The following is a 19,429-nucleotide window of genomic DNA, read 5'->3' as shown; positions in this document are numbered from 1 at the left end:
GTGATTTCAACCAACACCTATCCAGTCAAACTCCCGGCCTTCGAAGGTCCCCTCGACCTCCTCCTGTTTCTCATCCGGAAACACGAAATCGATATCTACGACATCCCGCTGGAAATGGTCACCCGGCAGTATCTGAAGACCCTTTACGAAATGGAGCGGATGCAACTCGAAGTCGCCGGGGAGTTTTTCGTCATGGCCGCGACTCTCATGGAAATCAAGAGCCGGACCCTCCTCCCGAAAAACGTCCCGGCCGCCGAATCGGAAACCGACGAGGAGGAGTTTGACCCCCGCTGGGAACTCGTCCACCAACTCCTCGAATACCAGAAATTCAAGCAGGCCGCCAAAGACCTCGATCGCCTGGCCGTGGCCCAGACCGACCTCCTGCCCCGCCTGGTCCAAATGCAACAACTCCTCCTGCCCCTCCCGAAACCACTCAAGAAGGCCGACAAACTCGACCTCTGGCACGCCTTCAACCAAGTCCTTCGCCGCCTCGCCGAAAAATTGACCGTCGGCGAAATTCACGACGAAACCGTCACCGTCGCCGACCGGATGGAGTATATCCTCGAAAACCTCCGTCCCGGACGGGATTTCTCCTTCTCCGCCCTCTTCGACGGCGTGGAAAAAACGTCGGTCAAAATGGTCATCTCGACCTTCCTCGGTGTCCTCGAACTGGTCCGTTTGAAAAAGATCAAAGTCTGGCAGGACGCTTCGTTTTCCGAGATCTTCTTCGCCGCCGCCCCCGAAGAAACAGCCGACGAGGAAGCCGAGTCCGGCGACGACGAGAACGAGCTTGAAATGTCCTTCGAATAAGGGAGATTGATCAGGTGAATCAAAAACGGGGCAAAAAGGGCATGCTGCTCGGACTCGGGCTCGACAATCAGGATGGTCACAAGCGGATCACCCAGGCCGAGCAATTCCACATCGTCGGCGGTTCGGCGGAGACCCACGAAAAACTGACGGAGACGGCGATCAAAACGTTCGAGGATCTCCGCCATCGCGGGAAGACCATCGATACGGTCGAAAAGGAGGAACTGGGCGACATTCTCCGGAAGAACATGCCGGAGGATTGACCGCCCTCCGCCGGTGGAATCCGTTCGCCACGCTTCCCCCTCCGTCGCAAAGGCATTATCTTCTTGTAACACCTGCCATATTTACAATCATCTCCTGCAAAAGGACTCAGCGAAGCCATGGATAACGAAAACCAAAACAAGAACGACCCATCCAACCAGCCCGAATCGGGCGCCGGCAAACCGGCCGACGAATCGAAAAAACCGAGAGGACTGAAGCTGAGTCTCGGCGGCGATGCCAACCCGGCCGAACCCGCCAAACCGGAAGAGAAACCGGCCTCCCCGCCCGCCTCTGAAGGCGGCCCCTCCTTGCGGCCCGCCCCCAAACCGGCTGATGAGCGGCCGGCCGGCCCCGGCGCCGACGCGCCGCGCTCGACTCCTCCCGCCGCCAACAAGCCGGGTACGCCCATGTTCGGGAAAGCCGGACCCGGGGGTAGCGCCGGCGCCCCCAAACCGCCCGGCTCGACCGGAGCCAAATTCCCGCCCCCTCCGGGCCGCCCTTCCGGACCGCCCAAAAATTTCCCGCCCCCTCCGGGCGCCCGCCCGGCGGCGGCTCCCGCCGCCAAAGCCCCCGAGCGCGCTCCCGAACCCGAAGATTCGAACTCGGTCTCCGGCGCCGGCCTCGCGGTCGACGCGATCGCGGCCGCCGTCGCCATCGCCTTCGCCGTTTTGATCTACATGAAACTTTAATTCCTCGTTCCCTTTTTTATGGCGGAAAATATCAAGAATCTGAACAAAGAAAACTTTGGGGAAGCCATCGGCTCGCCCCAATTAACTTTGGTCGACTTTTGGGCCCCCTGGTGCGGCCCCTGCAAAGCGATCGCTCCAATCCTGGATGAAGTCGCGAAAGAACTCGCGGGACAGGTCACCATCGGGAAAGTAAATGTGGACGAGGAGCCGGAAATCTCCGCTCAATTCAACATTCGCGCCATCCCGACCCTCCTCCTCTTCAAGGAAGGAAAGACCGTCGACCAATTCGTCGGCATGACCAGCAAGGACGATCTCCTGAAACGGATCCGCGCCAACGCCTCCTGACCGGCGGCGACCAACCACTTTCACCTCGACCCGGCTCGCCCAGCGCGCCGGGTCTTTTTTTACCCAAAATCCCCTCGTTCGACGGCGGACGGCAGGATGCCATCCCTCCCAGTGGGCAGCAAAGCAATGTCATTCCCGTAGTCGGGTTGGCTCCGCCGCCCGACAGCAGCGGCCGGAGCCGAATGGCCGAAAGTTCGATATCACGCGTCGCCAATGGGATCGATTGGTTCGCGCGTTTCGGACGCCAAACGGTGGGGCGGCAAAGCCAACCCCACTACGTTAAACGGCTTATGTGCGGGCAAAATCGGAGGGTTGGCTTCCAGCCGACCTTCTTCTAAAACCGGCGCCGAAGGCGGACGGCAGGATGCCATCCCTCCCAGTGGGCAGCCAAGCAACGTCATTCCCGTGGTCGGGTTGGCTCCGCCGCCCGACAGCAGCGGCCGGAGCCGAATGGCCGAAAGTTCGATATCACGCGTCGCCAATGGGATCGCTTGGCTCCCGCGTTTCGAACGCCAAACGGTGGGGCGGCAAAGCCAACCCCACTACGTTAAACGCCTTATGTGCGGCCAAATCGAAGGGTTGGCTTCAAGCCGACCTTCTTCTGAACAGACGCCGACGGCGGACGGCAGGATGCCATCCCTCCCAGTCTCAAAGCCCCCTTCACCTGCCGCAATCTATCAACTGAAATCTTACCCTCACAATCCCCCTCGACCCCGCGGATGGAACATCGCATGCTCCTCCACCAACCGACTCCCTTCAACGGCGGTGTAAATTTGCGTAGTCGAAATGTCGGCGTGACCGAGCAACTCCTGGATCGCCCGAAGGTCCGCCCCTCCCGCCAACAAGTGGGTCGCGAACGAATGACGCAAGAGGTGTGGTTTGACCGGCTTCTCGATTCCCGCCGCCCGGGCATGCTTCTTGATTAGAAACCAAATCGTTTTCCGCGAGATCGCCGTCCCCCGCTCCGAAATAAAGACCGCGCTCCCCGTCTTCCCGGTCACCAACCCCGGCCGTCCCGCCTCCAGATAAACCGTCATCGCCTCGACCGCCTTGCTCCCCACCGGCACCACCCGCTCCTTCGAGCCTTTGCCGTAAACCCGCAGGAACCCATGCTCCAAATCGATCTGCTGGAGCATCAACCCGCACAATTCCGAAACCCGCAGCCCGCTCGAATAAAACAACTCCAGGAAAGCGCGGTCCCGCAAGCCATGCGGAGTCCCCGGATCCGGTGCCTCCAATAGCCGGACCACCTCCTCGGACGTCAGCGACCCGGGCAAATGGCGGACCAGTTTCGGACCGGAAATCAGCTCGGTGAAATCGTCCTCCCGCAAGCGCTCCTTCACTAAAAACCGGGCGAACATCCGCAACGCGGTCAATTTCCGCGCCAGACTGCTCGCCAGGTATTCCTTCTCGCTGAGGGAGTAAATCCAATCAGTGGCCGCCGCTCCGTCCACATCCGTCCAGGCGCCCACTTTTTTCTTTTCCAGGAACACCGCGAATTGAGCCAAATCCCCCTGATAACTCTCCACCGTGTTCCTGGCCAAACCTTTTTCCAATTCGATCCAAGCCAGGAACGAGTCGATCTCCCCACTGAATTTCACCGGAATCTCCATCGCATACCCGGACGTCGCCAGGTCGCAAAGGATTCCGTTTTCCCCGACCGCATGTCAAGTTTCATGAACCCCGTCCATCCGCCCAAGCATCGCCCGGTCGCCCATCCCGCCCCGACCGTCCTCATCTCCAGGATTGACTCCGTCCACGATTCATGGCGAAAGTTTCCCCAGACAACCCTCCAACACCGCTTCATGAAAATCCTCTCTCCTCTCCTCTCCGTCTCCCTCTGTCTTTCCTTCCTTCCTCCCTCCCTCTTCGCCAGTGACGCCCGCCAGCGCCAGCACGAACTGATGCGGGAGCAAATCCAGCCCGACCGCCTGACCGCCACCGAGGAAACACTTCTCTTCGAAGACGACGAATTCGGTGAACAATTGATCCTCCGCCGGATCCCACCCCCGCCCCCCTTCACCCTCTTCGCCGACGTCGCGGCCAGCTACACTTCGAATCCGCTCCTCCTGCCCGACGGATCCAACAGCGACTACTTCTATTCCGCCGCCGCCGGGATCGCCTACCAACCTCCGGCGGTCCGCGAGTGGGAACCGGCCCTCGGGATCGAGTTCTTCGCCCAGTATCAGCTTTTCCGTTACGACCGCCTCACTCCCCTCGACTTCAACGGCCAAACGATCGGAATCACCGCCACCTACTCGCTCCCTTACGAAACCCAGGCTTACGGCGGCTGGATCGGCAACCGGCTCGAAGACCGGGAAAACGGCGACCGCTTCTACCGCGAAAGCCAACTGACCCTCGGCGTATCCAAAATTTTCCGGGAGGTCCGCGAAGCCGCCACCTTCTTCGGAGCCCAAGCCGACCTCCGGAACACCAGCCCGGGCTCGCTCTCCCGCTTGGAATACGGCCCCTACATCGGTGTCCACCTCCAACTCGCCGAACGCCTTCCGTTCCGCATCCGCTACCGCTTCGCCCATCAACATTATCTCCAGGACGGCCGCGACGACCTCAATTCCTGGGTCACCACGTCGCTCGCGTGGAACTTCCACCCCGGGTCGAGCCTCCGGTTGCAAGCCAACTTCGCCGCCAACCGATCGAACCGCGACCAGCACGAATACGACTTGATCACCGGCCTCGTCGGCGCCCAACTCTCCCATTCCTTCTAACCGATCCCCCATCCCATGAAAACCGTCGCTCATTTCCTCCTTCCGTTCGCCCTGGCCGTTTCGATTCCCCTCACCGAAGCCACGGAGGCCCGCCGCGCAACCCTCACCGAAGCGATCCGCGAAGTCCATTTCCGCGACGGGTCCAACCTCGACCGAATCGAACCCGCGCAAGTCGGCAAAGATGTCCGCGGCCGGGACATCCTCACCACCGGCGAACGCTCCCGGGCGGAATTGCTTTTCGACAACGATCTCCTTACCCGCCTCGGTTCGAACACCATCTTCTCCTTCGAACCCGACCAACGGATCCTCAATCTCGAACGCGGCCTCGCTTTAGTCCGCGTCCCGAAAGGTTCCCGGCAACCGGTCCAGATGCGCACCCCCGCCGCCACCGCCGCCATCACCGGCACCACCTGCCTCTTCTCCCTCCAACCTTCCCCCGACGCCGAGGGACGCCAGATTCTCAAACTCGCCGTCCTCGAAGGCAATCTCCAGCTGACCTATCCCGACGGCCGCACCCTGAGGCTCTCCGCCGGACAAATGGCCATCAGCACCGAAGGGGACCGCTCCCCTCCGACGCCAGTCGATTTCGACATCGACCGCCTGGTCCGCACCTCCGGCTTGATCAACGATTTCGAACGTCCCCTCGGCAGCGAAAATCTGCTCGACCAAGCCTCCCGCCGTCAGGAACGGGCTTTTCGGACCGGCCGGCTCGCCCCCACCGGACTGGTGATCGCCGGATCCGGCACCGAGGTCCGTTTCGAACGGGATTTCATCACCGGGCCCGTCGACACCGACGGTGCGCTGGAAAGGAACCGCGAACGTATCCGCGAAACCCATCCCGATCTCTTTGACAATCCCCATTCCCCTGACCGGCGGTTTTTCCAACAAGCGTTCATGCAACCGGCGGACGACCAGAGCGGAGCCTGGACCATCACCAGCGGCACCGAAACCTTCCGCAGCGCCCCGATCCAGATCCAAATTGATGGCCGCGATGTCCTGGATGAATCGGCCCAGGCGATCTCCGGTTTCGAATGGATGCGGTTCACCGGGCTTCTCGAAATCGATTCTCCTCTCGACAGGGAATTCATTTTCCTCGCCGACGGCGTCGAAACCTCCCCCGCAATCGCCATCGAGAATTTCACCGTCCACCAATCAGCGCCCTCCTTGTTGCAAGGTCCCGATCCCCGCTCCATCCTCGGATTTATCGCCTCCCACGACGATGTCTCCGTCCGCGGCCAAAACACCTTCACCAATCTCGACGCCGTCGCCTTCGCGGCCTTGGAAGGAAACGTCTCGCTCCAGGGCAAAATCCAGATCATCCGCCCGCCGCTCGATTATTTCCCCGATGATCCTTACTTGCATTTACACGCCAGCTCCACGGAGACCCTCGTCGAGGGCCCCGGGGATGGCATGCCGATTTATCCCGTCTCCTCCCGGGCACCCGAAATCTTCGCCTCCGCCCAAGACCGCTTGGTCATCGGCAACTCTTCCCACTTGGCCACGTGGATCCAGGGCGGAGAACTCCCCGCCGGGGCGATCAATCTGGAAAGCCGGAACGGCACCGTCGAAATCCTCGGAACCAACGGTTCGACCACCTTGGAAACCGGATCGATCTCCGCGATCGCCAGCCGGAACATCGCCGTCGTCGACAGCCGCCTCTTTGCCTGGCAGGGAGACATCAGCCTCGTCACCGGAGAAGAGGGCACCATCGACGTCCTCCGCTCCACCCTGAAAGCCCACAACCGCATCTTCATGCAGGCCGGCACGGTCAACATCCACCACAGTTCCCTCACCGCGACCGACATCATCATCCTTCGCAACCAAGGCAACTTCGAGGACCGCGCCGGGGCCGAAGCGGCCGGAAACCAAATCCTCGCCGAATCGCTGACCATTCGCCCGTTCCCCACCGACACGGGCCCCGTCCAATTACACTGAGGGCGGGCTCGCCCTCTCCCAGTCGCTGGCAGTCTCGACTACCCCGTGGTCCGGAGTCCGCTGGCGATCGCGTTGACGGTCAACAACAACTTCAACAACAACCCTTCCCGGTCGGATTCGCTCAGCTCCGCCCCCCGCCACTCCCGCAAATGGGCGATCTGCTGACGATGAAGCCGCCCCAAGCCGTCCTGGCGTAGCCGAAGCAACCCGTGGACCCGCGCGTAGCGTTCCCGCAACGGGCCGCCCAAAACGGTTTCCAACATCCGGTTCGTCCGGTCGAACTCTTCCAGAATCGGACCGAGATTCCTCGCGCGCGCCTCCGCATCCTCGACCAATTCGGCGTACGCTTCCATGATTTCGCGATCAGCCGTCATCACGCTTTCACCGATATTGGTCAAAAGATTCTGGAGCGGTGCCCATCCCAATCCTTCCGTCCGCAATAGTTCAAACGCCTCCGGTTCCTCCCGCTCCAACGCCTCCAAGGCGCTCCCGGCTCCGAACCAACCGGACAGATAAAACCGGGATTGGCTCCAACTGAATACCCACGGGATCGCCCGGAGATCGGCCAACGTCGGCTTGCCGGTCCGCCGGGCCGGACGCGATCCGATCCGACTCTGCTCGATCACGTCGATCGGCGTCGCCCGACGGAAGAAACCGAAAAAGTCTTCGTTGCGGACGAGTTTCTGATAGGCCTCCCGGCTGACCCCCGCCAAGCGGTCCATCACGTTTTCCAACCGATGTTCCCGCTTCGGAGTGTTCCAATGCAACAGCGTCGCCCCGGCCGTGCCGGCCAACAACAACTCAAGATTATGGGTGGCGGTGATCCGGTTGGCATATTTTTGGGCGATCGTCTCTCCTTGCTCGGTGAGCCGGATCTCGGCGTTCAACGACGAATGAGGCAACGCCGACAAAAACCGATGTGCCGGTCCCGCCCCGCGACTGATCGTTCCGCCCCGTCCATGGAAAAAACGGATACGCACTCCCGCCTCTTTCCCGATGTTCGCCAAAGCTTCCTGGGCCCGGTAGAGTCCCCATTGGCTGGCCATGATCCCGCCGTCTTTGTTGCTGTCGCTGTATCCGATCATCACTTGCTGCACCGGAGTTTCCCTCCCCGCCGCCTCCGCCAGGCGCCGGGTGCTCCGCCGCGTCATCGGATGTTTCAAGAATCCGCCCAGTATCACGGGACTCCGTTGCAAATCATCCAATGTCTCGAACAACGGCACCACCGGAAGCTCGCAAACCAATCCTTCCTCGGTGTCGAACACCAAGCCCGTCTCCCGCGCCAAGAGATAAACCGTCAGCAGATCCGACAAACTCCGGGTCATGCTCACGATCAAACCGCCGATCCCTTCGCACCCATAACGCTCGATGTGGGCCGCGACGGTCCGGTAACATCCGAGCACCGCTTCCGCCTCGGGTCCCGGACGCGCCCGCGGCGGCAGAAACGGACGCGGAGATTCGAGCTCCAGGTTGAGAAAAGCGAGTCGGCGTTCCTCGTTCCATGCGGGAAAATCGGTTTCCTCGCAACCGGCGGCCTCCAACAACTGCTGGACCGCCCGGTCATGGAAAGCGCTGTTTTGCCGGATGTCGAGCGCCGCCGAATGAAACCCGAACGTATTCACAATCCGGATGATCGGATCAACTTCCGCTTCGGCGATAGGCACCGCGAGGATTTCCTTCAACGACTGCCGGAGAATCCGCAGGTCCTCCACCAATGACGCCGGAGTCCGGTAACCGTGGGGCGGCAACCGGTCCGTCCCCGCCTTCGGGAGTTTCGCCAGGATCATGTTGACGAACTGACGCCATGGCTCCCGCGGATTGCGGGCCAGCGCCGCCTCCCCTTGCTCCCCCAACTCCGCCGCGGCCCGCCGGATCGCCTCCCGCAGGATCTGCGGAGCCGGTTGCCACAACTCCGAGAGTCCCAACCGGGCGGCGAGATGGACCAACATTTCCCGCAACAACGACAGAGCGTTGCCCCGTAATTCCCCCAAGGTCTGCCGGGTGACTTCCGCCGTCACCAACGGATGCCCGTCGCGGTCACCTCCCACCCAATCGCCGAACCGCAAGCGGGGCAACGCTTCCGGGTCCGAGACCAACCCCGGATCGAAACCCGCCGCCGTCCACGCCTGACGGAACCGTTGGTCCTGGGCGATGACCGCCGCCGGGAAAACGTGTCGAAGGTAGTGGAGGACGTTGCGCAACTCCGACGGCACGTCCGGTTTCTCCAAAAAGATTTCGCCCGCCCGCCAAATCCGCTCGATCGTCGCTTTGATTTCCTGCCGGATCAGCTCCCGTTCCGACGGACTCCACATCTGGTTCTCCCGCTTCACAATCAGGAGATACAACTCCCGGTGATACTCCAAAATGGTCGCCCGCTTCGCCTCGGTCGGATGAGCCGTCAAAACCGGCTCCACGCAAATCTCCGGCAAATGGGCAGCGATCCGTTCGCCGGTCAATCCGACCTCCCGCAAACGGTCCAACCGTTCCCCCCAGAGCCCCGGATCCGACGAAATGCCGCCCTCCTCTTCCCGCCCCCGACGGGCTTGGGCGGCCGCGTTTTCCTCGGCCATGTTGACGAGCTGAAAGACCAGCGACTGCGCCTGGGCCGCCCGCGACGGCAGGGCTTCACCGGTCGGCTGCTCCCCTTTCAACGCCGCCGCCAACAAACGGTCGCCACATTCCTCCAACACTTCCCGGAAACAACCGACCAAAAACTCGGCGTCCCGGAATACTTTTTCCTGATCAAAACCTTCCTCGATGCGGGCCATACTCTTCACGTTATTGAACCGCCGACTCTCCTGTCCAGCAACACCATACGTTTCCGGGTACGATTCGTCCGGTTCATTCTCCGCCGGAATCCCGCTCCCCGGGTCGGCCGAACAGCTCCGTATCCTCCTCCCGGAGACGAAACACCCGGGGCTGTTCCCGCAGTTCTTCCGCGTCGAGCTCTTCCAATTCACGCCCGGCTTCCCGGAGTTCCCCGGCCGAAACCGACGACCCCTCCGCCAACTCGTTGCGGGAAACCAAGACCTCCAATTCCTCCGGCGCATACCGCACCAACAGCGCCAACGGCACCGCATAAACTTCGTCCGGAGTTTCCAAAAATCCGGTCTCCGGCTCGATCAACACGAACATCGCGCGGCCCGTGCCCAAATCGACCAGGAAATCGTCGATGCGTCCGGCGTTTTCCCCGGCGGCATCCCGAACCTCCACGCCGTCCAACTCCGACGCCGTCACCAATTCCCCCGGTTCCCGGTCCGCCGGAAGCTCCACCGCCACGCTTTCCCTCGGGGCCTCCGCCGGACCGGGAGTCTCGGCCGCTCCTTCCCGACGAGGTTCGCCGTCCGCCACCGGCATCTCCGGCGGTCCGCCCGGATGATCGGGCAACGGCACCCCCGGCTCCCGCTCGTCCCAATGGGCCGGAATCCGGTTGCGCTCCTCCGCCTCCTCCCGGGCGGTCGGAGCCACGCCGAACTCCCGCTTCTCGAATTCAACCCCGAAAAATGCATAAATGGGTCCACCCCGGTCGGCGTGATGCAACAGCGAAATCTCCTCCCGATGGACCGATGAGGCCTCCTCCCACCGCTCCTCGTCGATATCGAGAATCAACGCGACCCCCTCCGCGATTCCGAGCCCCCCCTCGACCGGTTGCAAATCGAACGCCTGGGGAGGAACCGGATGCAAATCCCCGGCGAGCCCCACCGGCCCCGACCGCACCACGACGAAAGCGACTTCCCCGGTCGCCAGGTCGAAAACCAAATCATCGACCCGCCCGAGCCGATCGCCCTCCCTGTTTTCCACCCGACTCTGCTGAATCAGAGACGACTTCAACCAATCCCCATCCGCCAAGGCCGAGCCCGGCGTGAAAAATGCCATCAAAACCAACCCCAAAGCCACCTGACCTACTCGACACATCATCCACTCATCCTCCATCCAAAAGTTCCCTTGCGCTTCCCCACCAACGTAATCCGACTCCCGGCGAACCGCAACCGGTCCGGCCGACCCGAGGACGTTTGCATCCGACCGCCACTCCCCTTAAATTGAGTGCATGGCAGATCAAAAAACACAGGAAGCAACCTTCAGTATTCCCTCGATCATCGCGGTGGTCGCGGCGATCCTCAGTTTTCTGACCGGCGCCTTCTGGGGCTTTGTCCTGGCGGTGATCGCGATCATCGCCGCCGTCATCGGCATCATCGCCGCCCTCTCCCCCAACGTCCGCGGCGGCGTCCTCAGCATCACCGCCCTCTTCGCCGGCGGCCTCGCCATGATCGCCGCCTTCATCCAGGCCCTCATGTGGCTCTTCGGCGCCACTTGAGACCACTGGGAAAGAGTTATTCAACCACGGAAGACACGGAATACACGGAAGAAAAAACCGGGCAGAGGAAAAAGGTCGGCTGGAAGCCAACCCTCCGATTTGGCCGGCGGCGTCGGAAGTTCACTGGGAGGGATGGCATCCTGCCGTCCGCCGTCAGCGTAAAATCGAGACGTGACTGCCGTGTTTTCCGTGGTCCCAAAAGCCGAGCCCCAGCCACCCCTTCCAGATCCCGTCTCATCCGCGCCCATCTGCGAAATCTGCGGTTCCTCCCCTTCTTCCTTTCCGTGTCTTCCGTGTGTGGTCCAAAAACCGAGCCCCAGCCACCCCTTCCAGATCCCGTCTCATCCGCGCCCATCTGCGAAATCTGCGGTTCCTCCCCTTCTTCCTTTCCGTGTCTTCCGTGTTTTCCGTGGTCCCAAAAGCCGAGCCCCAGCCACCCCTTCCAGATCCCGTCTCATCCGCGCCCATCCGCGAAATCTGCGGTTCCTCCCCTTCTTCCTTTCCGTGTCTTCCGTGTTTTCCGTGGTCCCAAAAACCGAGCCCCAGCCACCCCTTCAGGTCCCGTCTCATCCGCGCCCATCTGCGGCATCTGCGGTTCTTTTCCTCCCGATCCATCGCTTACTTTCCGTGTTTCCGCACCAGGTTCTCCGGATCACAGATACGGGCTCAACAACCGGGCCGTGCCGTCGCGCAACTTCACCGGCAACGGGCGTCCGTCGAGTTCTTCGAGGTTCAACCTCCGCGAGCGGCTTTTCTTTTCCTCGACGAACCGGTCGATCTCCCCGGCCAGCTTGCGGCAAAAAGCCTCCACGTTCAGTTCGAAGTTCAAACGCAGACTGCGCGGATCCCAATTGGTCGATCCGAAAAAGACCCATTCTTCGTCGACCACCACCGCCTTGCTGTGATCGAAAACCCCGGGTGTTTTCCATACCCGGCACCCGGTTTTCACATTTTGCCAAAGGATCGCTTGGGTCGCCCAATCGATTAGACGGAGATTCCCTTTCTCCGGCAAAACCAAATCGACCGCCACCCCGCGCAACGCCGCCGAATTCATCGCGGTGCTCAAGGCGTCGTCGGGCAGAAAATACGGCGTCACGATCTTCACCGAACGCTTGGCCGCATCGAGCGCCCCGATCAGAATCCAGCGGATCTTGTCGAAATCCTCGTCGGGACCATCAGCCACCGCACGGGCGATCGACTCTCCGGCGGCCGGGATGACCGGTTGCCACAACTTCCGGGACAGCCGCTCTCCCGTGGTGAATCCCCAATCCGCAATGAACACGTCGCGCAATTGCGCCACCACCGGACCCTCCACCGCGAAATGCAAATCGGCCACCGGGTGCGACGGATTCTTCGCCAGCCAATGGCCGACCCGGATGTTCATTCCGCCAATGAACCCCCTCCGTCCGTCGACGCACAACAACTTCCGGTGGGTCCGCAGATTGATGAAGGTCGGCGTTCCCGGGAACACGCTCGGTAGAAACCGCGCCACCCGAATCCCCGCCCGTCGCAACGACCCGAGAATCGTCGGAATCGAATAACGGGCCCCGACGTCGTCGATCAAAACCCGGACCTCCACCCCGCGAGCCACGGCCTCCGCCAACGCCGCCTTGAACATCCGCCCCACCTCGTCGTTATCGAAGATGTAAGTGGACAACGCCACCGTTTCCTTCGCTTCCCCGATGGCTTCGAGCATCACCGGATACGCCTCGTCGCCATTGAAAAGCGGGCGAATCGTGTTTCCGGCGGTCAAAGGAAGACCGATGACATTGTCGCCGAGGCGGCACAACCCCTCGAAACCGGCGATCTGAATCGTCGAATCGTTCTCCCGGTCGTCCGTCGTCGGCGATTCGCTCAGCCCGGCCACCTTCAACACCCTGGCCCGCCGCCGAATCCGGTTGATGCCGAACAAAAAATAGAAAACCGCTCCGAAGCCCGGCGAAAGCAAAATGAGCCCCACCCACGCCACCGCCGCCCGCGAATCGCGTTTGCGAAGGATCGCATGACCGGCGGCGAACAAAGTGGCCGCCAACACCGCCACCCCCGAAACCACCGGCCAAAAACGTTGAAGGAGATCGATCAAGGTTTGAAAGGATGCAGAATTCCTAATCTAGCCCTACCAAAGGAGTGGCTCCCCCGCAAGTCCGACGCCATGATGGAAGCGGACGATTCCAAGGGACATCCGCTCTGCATTTTTGGCCGACGGTCTTTGACTTAATCACAAAGCTCCAGGTAGCATCCCGGCTTTCGCCGGATGAGGAGCGGCGCGCGGGGGAGGGACGACCTCCGTGTCGTCCGGGACGTTTGGCGTGGAGACGGCGAACGTCCCTGCGGAGTCAGTCTGGCCGTAGTCGGGTTGGCTCCGCCGCCCGACGGCAGCGGCCGGGAACGTCCGACTAAACGCCTGACGCCGGTCGTCGCAGTCGGGGTGAAAGGATTTCTGGCGTTTCGCACGTCGCGGAAAATGGGGCGGCAAAGCCAACCCCACTACTCACTGAGCCAAGGCGAGGGAGCGGCGCGCTTCAGCCGCCGACGTTGGACGAAGGGCGTTTACGGACGGTCCCCGTGGCCGACGCTCTTCGGCGAAAGTCCGTCGACTCCAGACTCAGGTGAGGTGGACTTTTCCGGTGCCCTTGGTGACCTCGCCGATGACGTAGGCTTTCAGCTTCGCCTGTTTGAATGCCTTCACCACTTCGTCGGCGACTTTGCCGTCGACGAACAGGGTCATGCCGATCCCCATGTTGAAGACTTCGTAAAGCTCGTCGAAGGTCACCCCACCCTGGTCGGCCAACACTTGGAAAACCGGAGGCTTCGTCCAAACCGAGGTGTCGATCTCGGCATCGCAATCGGCGGGCAACACCCGCGGAATGTTCCCGGTGAAGCCACCGCCGGTGATGTGGACCGCGCCGAAGATCGCGTTGTCCTTTCGCACCGCCGAACTCCGGCCTTGGTTGAATTTCGCCAGGACCTCCCGGAGGGTGTTCGCGTAGTTGGTGTGCGGCTTCAGCAACGCTTCTCCGACCTGAACTTTGCTGCCCGGCAGCGGGTCGTCCATCCGGTAACGGAGCTTGGTAAAAAGAATCTTGGTCGCCAGCGAATATCCGTTGGTGTGGAGACCGTTCGAAGCGAGGCCGACGATCTTGTCGCCGGGGCGGACGGTTTGCCCGGTCAGGATCTTCTTCTTCTCGACGATACCGACGACGGACCCGACCAAATCGTATTCGCCATCCCGGTAAAAACCGGGCATTTGGGCGGTCTCCCCCCCGATCAGAGCGCAATTCGCTTTACGGCAGGCTTTGGCCATTCCGGCGACCACCGATTGGAAGGTTCCGGGCGCCAATTTCCCCATCCCGATGTAATCGAGGAAAAAGAGTGGTTCGGCGCCAAGAACGGAGATGTCGTTCACGCAATGGTTGACGATGTCTTCTCCAACGCTCTCGTGAAGCCCGGTGCCGAACGCCAGGCGGAGCTTGGTGCCGACGCCGTCGACGCTGCTGACCAGCACCGGCTCCTTGTATTTACTCTTGGAGAGGTCGAACAATCCCCCGAACGCGCCGACCTCGCTGAGCACCTCGGGACGACTCGCCCGCTTGAGCTGTTTCTTCAAACCGCCCTTGAGCGTATCCGCCATTTGGATATCCACACCTGCCGCCGCGTATTGTTTGCCGCCGTCCATTAAGTCCCGTCTTCCGTTGAATGTTTCGATTAAAGCCGGTGAGTCTGCCTCCTCTCCCCGCGGTTGACAAGGAACAACGGGTAAAAAATCCGAATTCGCTCCCCTCGGTCCGGGCCGCGGGTAGCATCCTGGCTTTCGCCGGATGAGAAACGACACGCTTCAGCCGTCGTCGTTGGACAGACGGAGTTTGCGGACGATTCCCCGTGGTCGACTGTCTTCGGCTAAAGCACGAAGCTCCAGGTGGCATCCCGGCTTTAGGAGCGGCGCGCTTCAGCCGCCGTCGTTGGACGAGCAGGGTTTGCGGGCGATCTCCCGTGGCCGAACCTTTTCCGCTGAAGCACGAAGCTCCTCGCCGCTTTCAGCGGTTCAATAACTCCGGCCGCTCAACTGCCGGTAATAATTGATATACGCCTTGTTCAACACCTGGAACCCGCCGGGAGTCGGATAATTCCCGGTGAAATACCAATCGCCGGAATGGTTGGGCAAGGCTTGGTGCAGGTTTTCGATCTTCTGGAAAATCACCTCGACGGTTCCGTCCCAATCCGGAATCTGCGGGGTCACCAACTGCGAAATCTTCGCCGAAATCTCCGCCAAGGACAGGGAATCGTAGATTCGCCCGACGACGTTGGTCTGCTCGGCCGGGGGAAGTTTCAATTGCGCCTGACACTCTTCGAAGATCTCGGTCAACAACGCCTCGCGCCCTTGCTCCTTGATCAGCGCGACCGCCGCCTCGAAGGCGACGAACCGTCCGAGCTCCGACATGTCGATCCCGTAGCAATCGGGATAACGGATCTGCGGCGCGGTGGAGGCGATGATGATCTTTTTCGGTTTCAACCGGGAAAGCATCTTCAAAATCGACCGCCGCAGCGTGGTGCCGCGGACGATCGAGTCGTCGATGCAGACCAAGGCGTCGACGCCCTCGCGCACCGTTCCGTAACTGACGTCGTAAACGTGCGAGACAAGTTCCTTGCGCCCTTTTTCCTGGCTGATGAAGGTGCGGAGTTTGACGTCCTTGATGGCGACTTTCTCGCCGAGCGGCCAGTTGCTCATGATCAGGGTGTCGAGCAATTCCTCGGTGATCGTTCCCTCCTGGGCGGCCTTGAGGATCTGTGCTTTCACCTCCTTGCGCCGGCAGAGACGCAAATTCTCCATCATCCCGAAAAAGGCGACTTCGGCGGTGTTCGGAATGAAACTGAAAACGGTGTGGTCGAGGTCGTAATCGATCGCCTCCAATATCTGATTGCAGAGAGCGGCGCCGAGGGCTTTCCGTTCGCGGTAGATATCCGGGTCATTGCCACGGGAGAAGTAGATCCGCTCGAACGTGCAGGAGGTCCGTTTGCCCGGCTCGGTGAACGGCTCCTCGCGGTAGGTTCCGTCTTTCTTGACCACGATGGCGTGACCCGGAGGAACCTCCCGGACGTCGTCGGCGGCAAGACCGAACCCGGTCATCAGCGGCGCCCGTTCGGAGGCGATCGCGATCACTTCGTCGTTTTTGAAAATGTGGCACGGGCGAATCCCGTTCGGATCGCGAAGGACGAACATGTCGCCGTTGCCGATCAGGCCGCCGATGGCGTAACCGCCGTCCCATTGGCGCGACGCCCGCCGCAGGACCTCGACCGGATCTAGCCGCTGGCTGATCGCGTCGGAGATCTCCCGTCCGGTCATGCCTTCGGTGCGGATCTGGCGGAAGAGGTTGTCGTGTTCCTCGTCAAGGTAATAACCGATTTTCTCGAGTAGGGTCTGGGTGTCGGAATCGAAGATCGGGTGTTGACCGTTCTCAATCAACATCCGGTTGAGCTCGGTGGTGTTGGTCAGGTTGAAATTCCCCGCCAACAGCAGGTTTTTAGTCGGCCAATTGTTGCGGCGGAAATAGGGGTGGCAGGCGCTGGTATTGTAGCCTCCGAAGGTGCCGTAACGGAGGTGGCCGAGGTAGATCTCGGCGGCGAACTCGAAGTTCTCCTTCACCGAGTCGGTCGATTTCGGATCAATGACCCCTTTGCCGAGCAGGCGATTATAGTCCTTGAGGATCTGGCGGAAGATGCGGTCGAGCGAGTTGGCCTTCACATTCCGTTCCCGGAACATGTAAGGTTTCCCCGGCGGCATATCGAGCTTCAGGGCGGCCACCCCGGCTCCGTCTTGTCCGCGGTTGTGCTGCTTCTCCATGAGGAGAAAGAGCTTGTCGAAACCGTAGAGGCAACTGCCGTATTTTTCGCGATAATAATCGAGCGGCTTCAACAGCCGGATCATCGCGATGCCGCATTCGTGCTTAACTGGATCACTCATGGATAAAAGGCGCGGTGGAGAGAGATGCTACATTAACCTCTTTTCCATTTATGCAAGTCAATCGAGTCCCGGACGGCTCATCTTTTTTTCGATCGATGTCTCCCAGGATTCCCGCAACTCCTTGACCGGCCACTCCGCCTGGAGCTTTCCGGGCTCCACCAACACGGAGAGCACCGGCTCCTCTTCGTCGGTCACGATCCCGATGACTTCCGCCTGTAACGTCGATTTCTCGGCGTCGGCGAGGACGGAGTTGACCATTTCCGACGGCACCGACAGAACGATCCGCCCCTGGCTCTCGCCGAAAAGGAGCGCGTCGGTCCGGACCTTCTTCTTGGAAGAGCCAGTCTTGAAGCGGAGCGTCGCCCCGTAGGTTTTTTCGCCGAAGAGCATCTCGGCGACGGTCACCAGGAGTCCCCCTTCGGAGACGTCGTGGGCGGCGGCCACCCGTCCGTCACGAATTTGCTGACGGACAAAATCATGGGCGAGTTTTTCGCACTTCAAATCGACGTCCGGAGCGGTGCCGGTTTTCAGCCCGTGGATGGTGCCCAGGTATTGGCTGCCGCCGAGTTCGTGCGGATAACCGCCGATCAGGATCAGGCTTTCCTTGCCGCTCCGGCAGAACTGACGGGTGATCTGGCTCTCCTCTTCGATCAACCCGACCACCGAGACCACCGGGGTCGGATCGATCGCCCCGTTTTGGTTTTCGTTGTAGAGACTGACGTTGCCGCCGACGACCGGAACGTCGAAGAAACGGCAGGCTTCGGCGAGGCCCCGGACCGATTCCTTCAGGGTGTAAAAGACTTCCGGCTTGTAGGGATTGCCAAAGTTGAGGTTGTCGGTCATCGCGAGCGGCACCGCGCCACTGCAGGCGAGGTTGCGCAACGCTTCGGCCATGGCGATCAGGCCGCCCTTGTAGGGATCGAGGTAACAGAACCGGCCGTTGCAATCGTTGGTGATCGCGACGAATTTCTCCTTGTCGCCCAACCGGAGCCGAACCACCCCGGCGTCGCTTCCCGGCACCACCACCGTACTGGCTTGCACCATGTGGTCATATTGACGGTGGACCCAACGCTTCGAAGCGATGGTCGGATCGGCCAACAGGGTACGCAACGATTGGGTCAGGCTCGCCTCGTCGAGATCCTTGATCGACGACGCCTTCCAACTCCGGGTCTTCTTCAGGTAGGCCGGTTCGGCCGACTCCCGGTGGTAAAGCGGTCCGTCCTCGGTCAACGCCCGCGCCGGGATGTCGGCGACCGGCACCCCGCCCTGGCGGACGACCATCCTGTCTCCTTCGGTCACTTCCCCGATCCGGGAGGCGTGGAGGTCCCACTTTTCAAAAATTTCCTCGATTTCCTTTTCCCGTCCTTTCTGGACGATCACCAGCATCCGCTCCTGGCTTTCCGAGAGCATAATCTCGTAGGAGTTCATCCCGCATTCGCGCTGCGGGACGCGGTCGAGTTCGATCTCGACCCCGACGAAGCCGCGGCTGGCGGTTTCGCAGGTGGAACAGGTGAGACCGGCGGCGCCCATGTCCTGGATGCCGACCACAAGTCCGGGGACCGCCATCATTTCGAGGCAAGCCTCCATCAGGAGTTTTTCCATGAACGGGTCGCCCTTCTGCACCGCCGGGCGGTCGGCCTGGCTTTCCTCGCTCAATTCGCGGGAGGCGAAACTGGCTCCGCCGAGACCGTCGCGGCCGGTCGGCGCGCCGACGTAGAAGACCGGGTTCCCGACCCCGCTGGCCGCCCCGCGTTTGATCTGGTCGTGGCGGAGGAGGCCGAGACAGAGGGCGTTGACCAATGGGTTGCCCTCGTACGACTCGTCGAAATAGATGTCGCCGCCGACGTTCGGGATGCCGATGCAGTTGCCGTAATGGGCGATGCCGGAGGTGACCCCGCGAAAGAGGCGTTTGACCGTCTCCGACTCCAGTTTGCCGAAGCGGAGAGAATTGGTCAGGAGGACCGGGCGGGCGCCCATGGTGAAAATGTCGCGGATGATTCCGCCGACGCCGGTGGCGGCTCCCTCGAACGGTTCGACCGCGCTCGGGTGGTTGTGCGACTCGATCTTGAACGAGATCGCCCAACCGTCGCCGATGTCGACGATCCCGGCGTTTTCCTCCCCGGCCTTCACCAGGATTTTGCCGTAGGGAGCGTCGGTGTCGGCTTTTTCGACCGGAAAGGTTTTCAGGAGCGGACGGGAGTTCTTGTAGGAACAATGCTCCGACCACATCACGCTGAAGATGCCGAGTTCGGTGAGATTCGGTTCGCGGCCGAGGATCGATCGGATTTTCTCGTATTCCTCGGGAAGAATGCCGTGCTTCGCGATCAACTCCGGAGTGATCGTCACGTTGAGGAGCGGGTCCGGGTTCGCGGGAAGAGTCGTCGCCGTCATA

The 19,429-nt window shown here is 61.2% G+C and carries 14 protein-coding genes; 7 read left to right on the top strand and 7 right to left on the bottom strand.

The window, feature by feature from the left end; translation table 11 throughout:
• The 4 genes from ACWUI2_RS16430 (at window position 1) to trxA (ending at window position 2,102) form a co-directional block, all read left to right on the top strand.
• On the top strand, window positions 1–810 hold the full coding sequence (locus ACWUI2_RS16430) for a segregation and condensation protein A (RefSeq protein ID WP_486983935.1): 810 nt from the start codon (window positions 1–3) through the stop codon (window positions 808–810).
• Between the two features lie 14 nt (window positions 811–824).
• Complete coding sequence (locus ACWUI2_RS16425) at window positions 825–1,070, top strand: hypothetical protein (protein WP_486983934.1); 246 nt, start codon at window positions 825–827, stop codon at window positions 1,068–1,070.
• A gap of 117 nt (window positions 1,071–1,187) precedes the next feature.
• Entirely contained in the window at window positions 1,188–1,757 is a 570-nt protein-coding gene (locus ACWUI2_RS16420) for a hypothetical protein (protein ID WP_486983933.1), read from the top strand.
• Window positions 1,758–1,775: 18 nt separating this feature from the next.
• The gene (gene trxA, locus ACWUI2_RS16415) at window positions 1,776–2,102 is read left to right on the top strand and encodes a thioredoxin (protein WP_486983932.1); all 327 of its coding nucleotides are present in this window, start codon (window positions 1,776–1,778) and stop codon (window positions 2,100–2,102) included.
• Window positions 2,103–2,797: 695 nt separating this feature from the next.
• Here trxA and xerD read toward each other — a convergent pair.
• Entirely contained in the window at window positions 2,798–3,715 is a 918-nt protein-coding gene (gene xerD, locus ACWUI2_RS16410; protein ID WP_486983931.1) for a site-specific tyrosine recombinase XerD, read from the bottom strand.
• Window positions 3,716–3,907: 192 nt separating this feature from the next.
• Between xerD and ACWUI2_RS16405 the strand changes: the two genes are divergently transcribed.
• Together ACWUI2_RS16405 and ACWUI2_RS16400 are read left to right on the top strand one after the other, a co-directional pair.
• On the top strand, window positions 3,908–4,828 hold the full coding sequence (locus ACWUI2_RS16405; protein WP_486983930.1) for a hypothetical protein: 921 nt from the start codon (window positions 3,908–3,910) through the stop codon (window positions 4,826–4,828).
• Between the two features lie 15 nt (window positions 4,829–4,843).
• Complete coding sequence (locus tag ACWUI2_RS16400) at window positions 4,844–6,763, top strand: FecR domain-containing protein (protein WP_486983929.1); 1,920 nt, start codon at window positions 4,844–4,846, stop codon at window positions 6,761–6,763.
• A gap of 38 nt (window positions 6,764–6,801) precedes the next feature.
• Here the strand turns inward: ACWUI2_RS16400 and ACWUI2_RS16395 are convergent, their stop codons facing one another.
• Both ACWUI2_RS16395 and ACWUI2_RS16390 read right to left on the bottom strand, forming a co-directional pair.
• The gene (locus tag ACWUI2_RS16395; RefSeq protein ID WP_486983928.1) at window positions 6,802–9,531 is read right to left on the bottom strand and encodes a phosphoenolpyruvate carboxylase; all 2,730 of its coding nucleotides are present in this window, start codon (window positions 9,529–9,531) and stop codon (window positions 6,802–6,804) included.
• 73 nt (window positions 9,532–9,604) lie between these two features.
• Complete coding sequence (locus ACWUI2_RS16390; protein ID WP_486983927.1) at window positions 9,605–10,681, bottom strand: PRC-barrel domain-containing protein; 1,077 nt, start codon at window positions 10,679–10,681, stop codon at window positions 9,605–9,607.
• A gap of 130 nt (window positions 10,682–10,811) precedes the next feature.
• Here ACWUI2_RS16390 and ACWUI2_RS16385 point away from each other — a divergent pair, with 130 nt between their 5' ends.
• Entirely contained in the window at window positions 10,812–11,078 is a 267-nt protein-coding gene (locus tag ACWUI2_RS16385; protein WP_486983926.1) for a hypothetical protein, read from the top strand.
• A gap of 652 nt (window positions 11,079–11,730) precedes the next feature.
• Here ACWUI2_RS16385 and ACWUI2_RS16380 read toward each other — a convergent pair.
• The 4 genes from ACWUI2_RS16380 to purL all read right to left on the bottom strand — a co-directional run bounded on the left by ACWUI2_RS16380 (window position 11,731) and on the right by purL (window position 19,428).
• Window positions 11,731–13,161 (bottom strand): phospholipase D-like domain-containing protein, encoded by a 1,431-nt coding sequence (locus ACWUI2_RS16380; protein WP_486983925.1) that lies wholly within the window; start codon window positions 13,159–13,161, stop codon window positions 11,731–11,733.
• 522 nt (window positions 13,162–13,683) lie between these two features.
• Complete coding sequence (purM, locus tag ACWUI2_RS16375) at window positions 13,684–14,754, bottom strand: phosphoribosylformylglycinamidine cyclo-ligase (protein WP_486983924.1); 1,071 nt, start codon at window positions 14,752–14,754, stop codon at window positions 13,684–13,686.
• 366 nt (window positions 14,755–15,120) lie between these two features.
• Window positions 15,121–17,037: an amidophosphoribosyltransferase gene (locus tag ACWUI2_RS16370; RefSeq protein WP_486983923.1), complete on the bottom strand. Its 1,917-nt coding sequence runs from the start codon at window positions 17,035–17,037 to the stop codon at window positions 15,121–15,123.
• Window positions 17,038–17,094: 57 nt separating this feature from the next.
• A complete protein-coding gene (gene purL / locus ACWUI2_RS16365; protein ID WP_486983922.1) occupies window positions 17,095–19,428 on the bottom strand; it encodes a phosphoribosylformylglycinamidine synthase subunit PurL in 2,334 nt (777 codons plus the stop codon).
• Window position 19,429 lies beyond the last annotated feature (1 nt).

The organism is Verruconatronum alginivorum (assembly GCF_056590205.1).
Note: the sequence above shows the minus strand (reverse complement) of the source record. Positions and strands in the feature narration are given on the sequence as shown.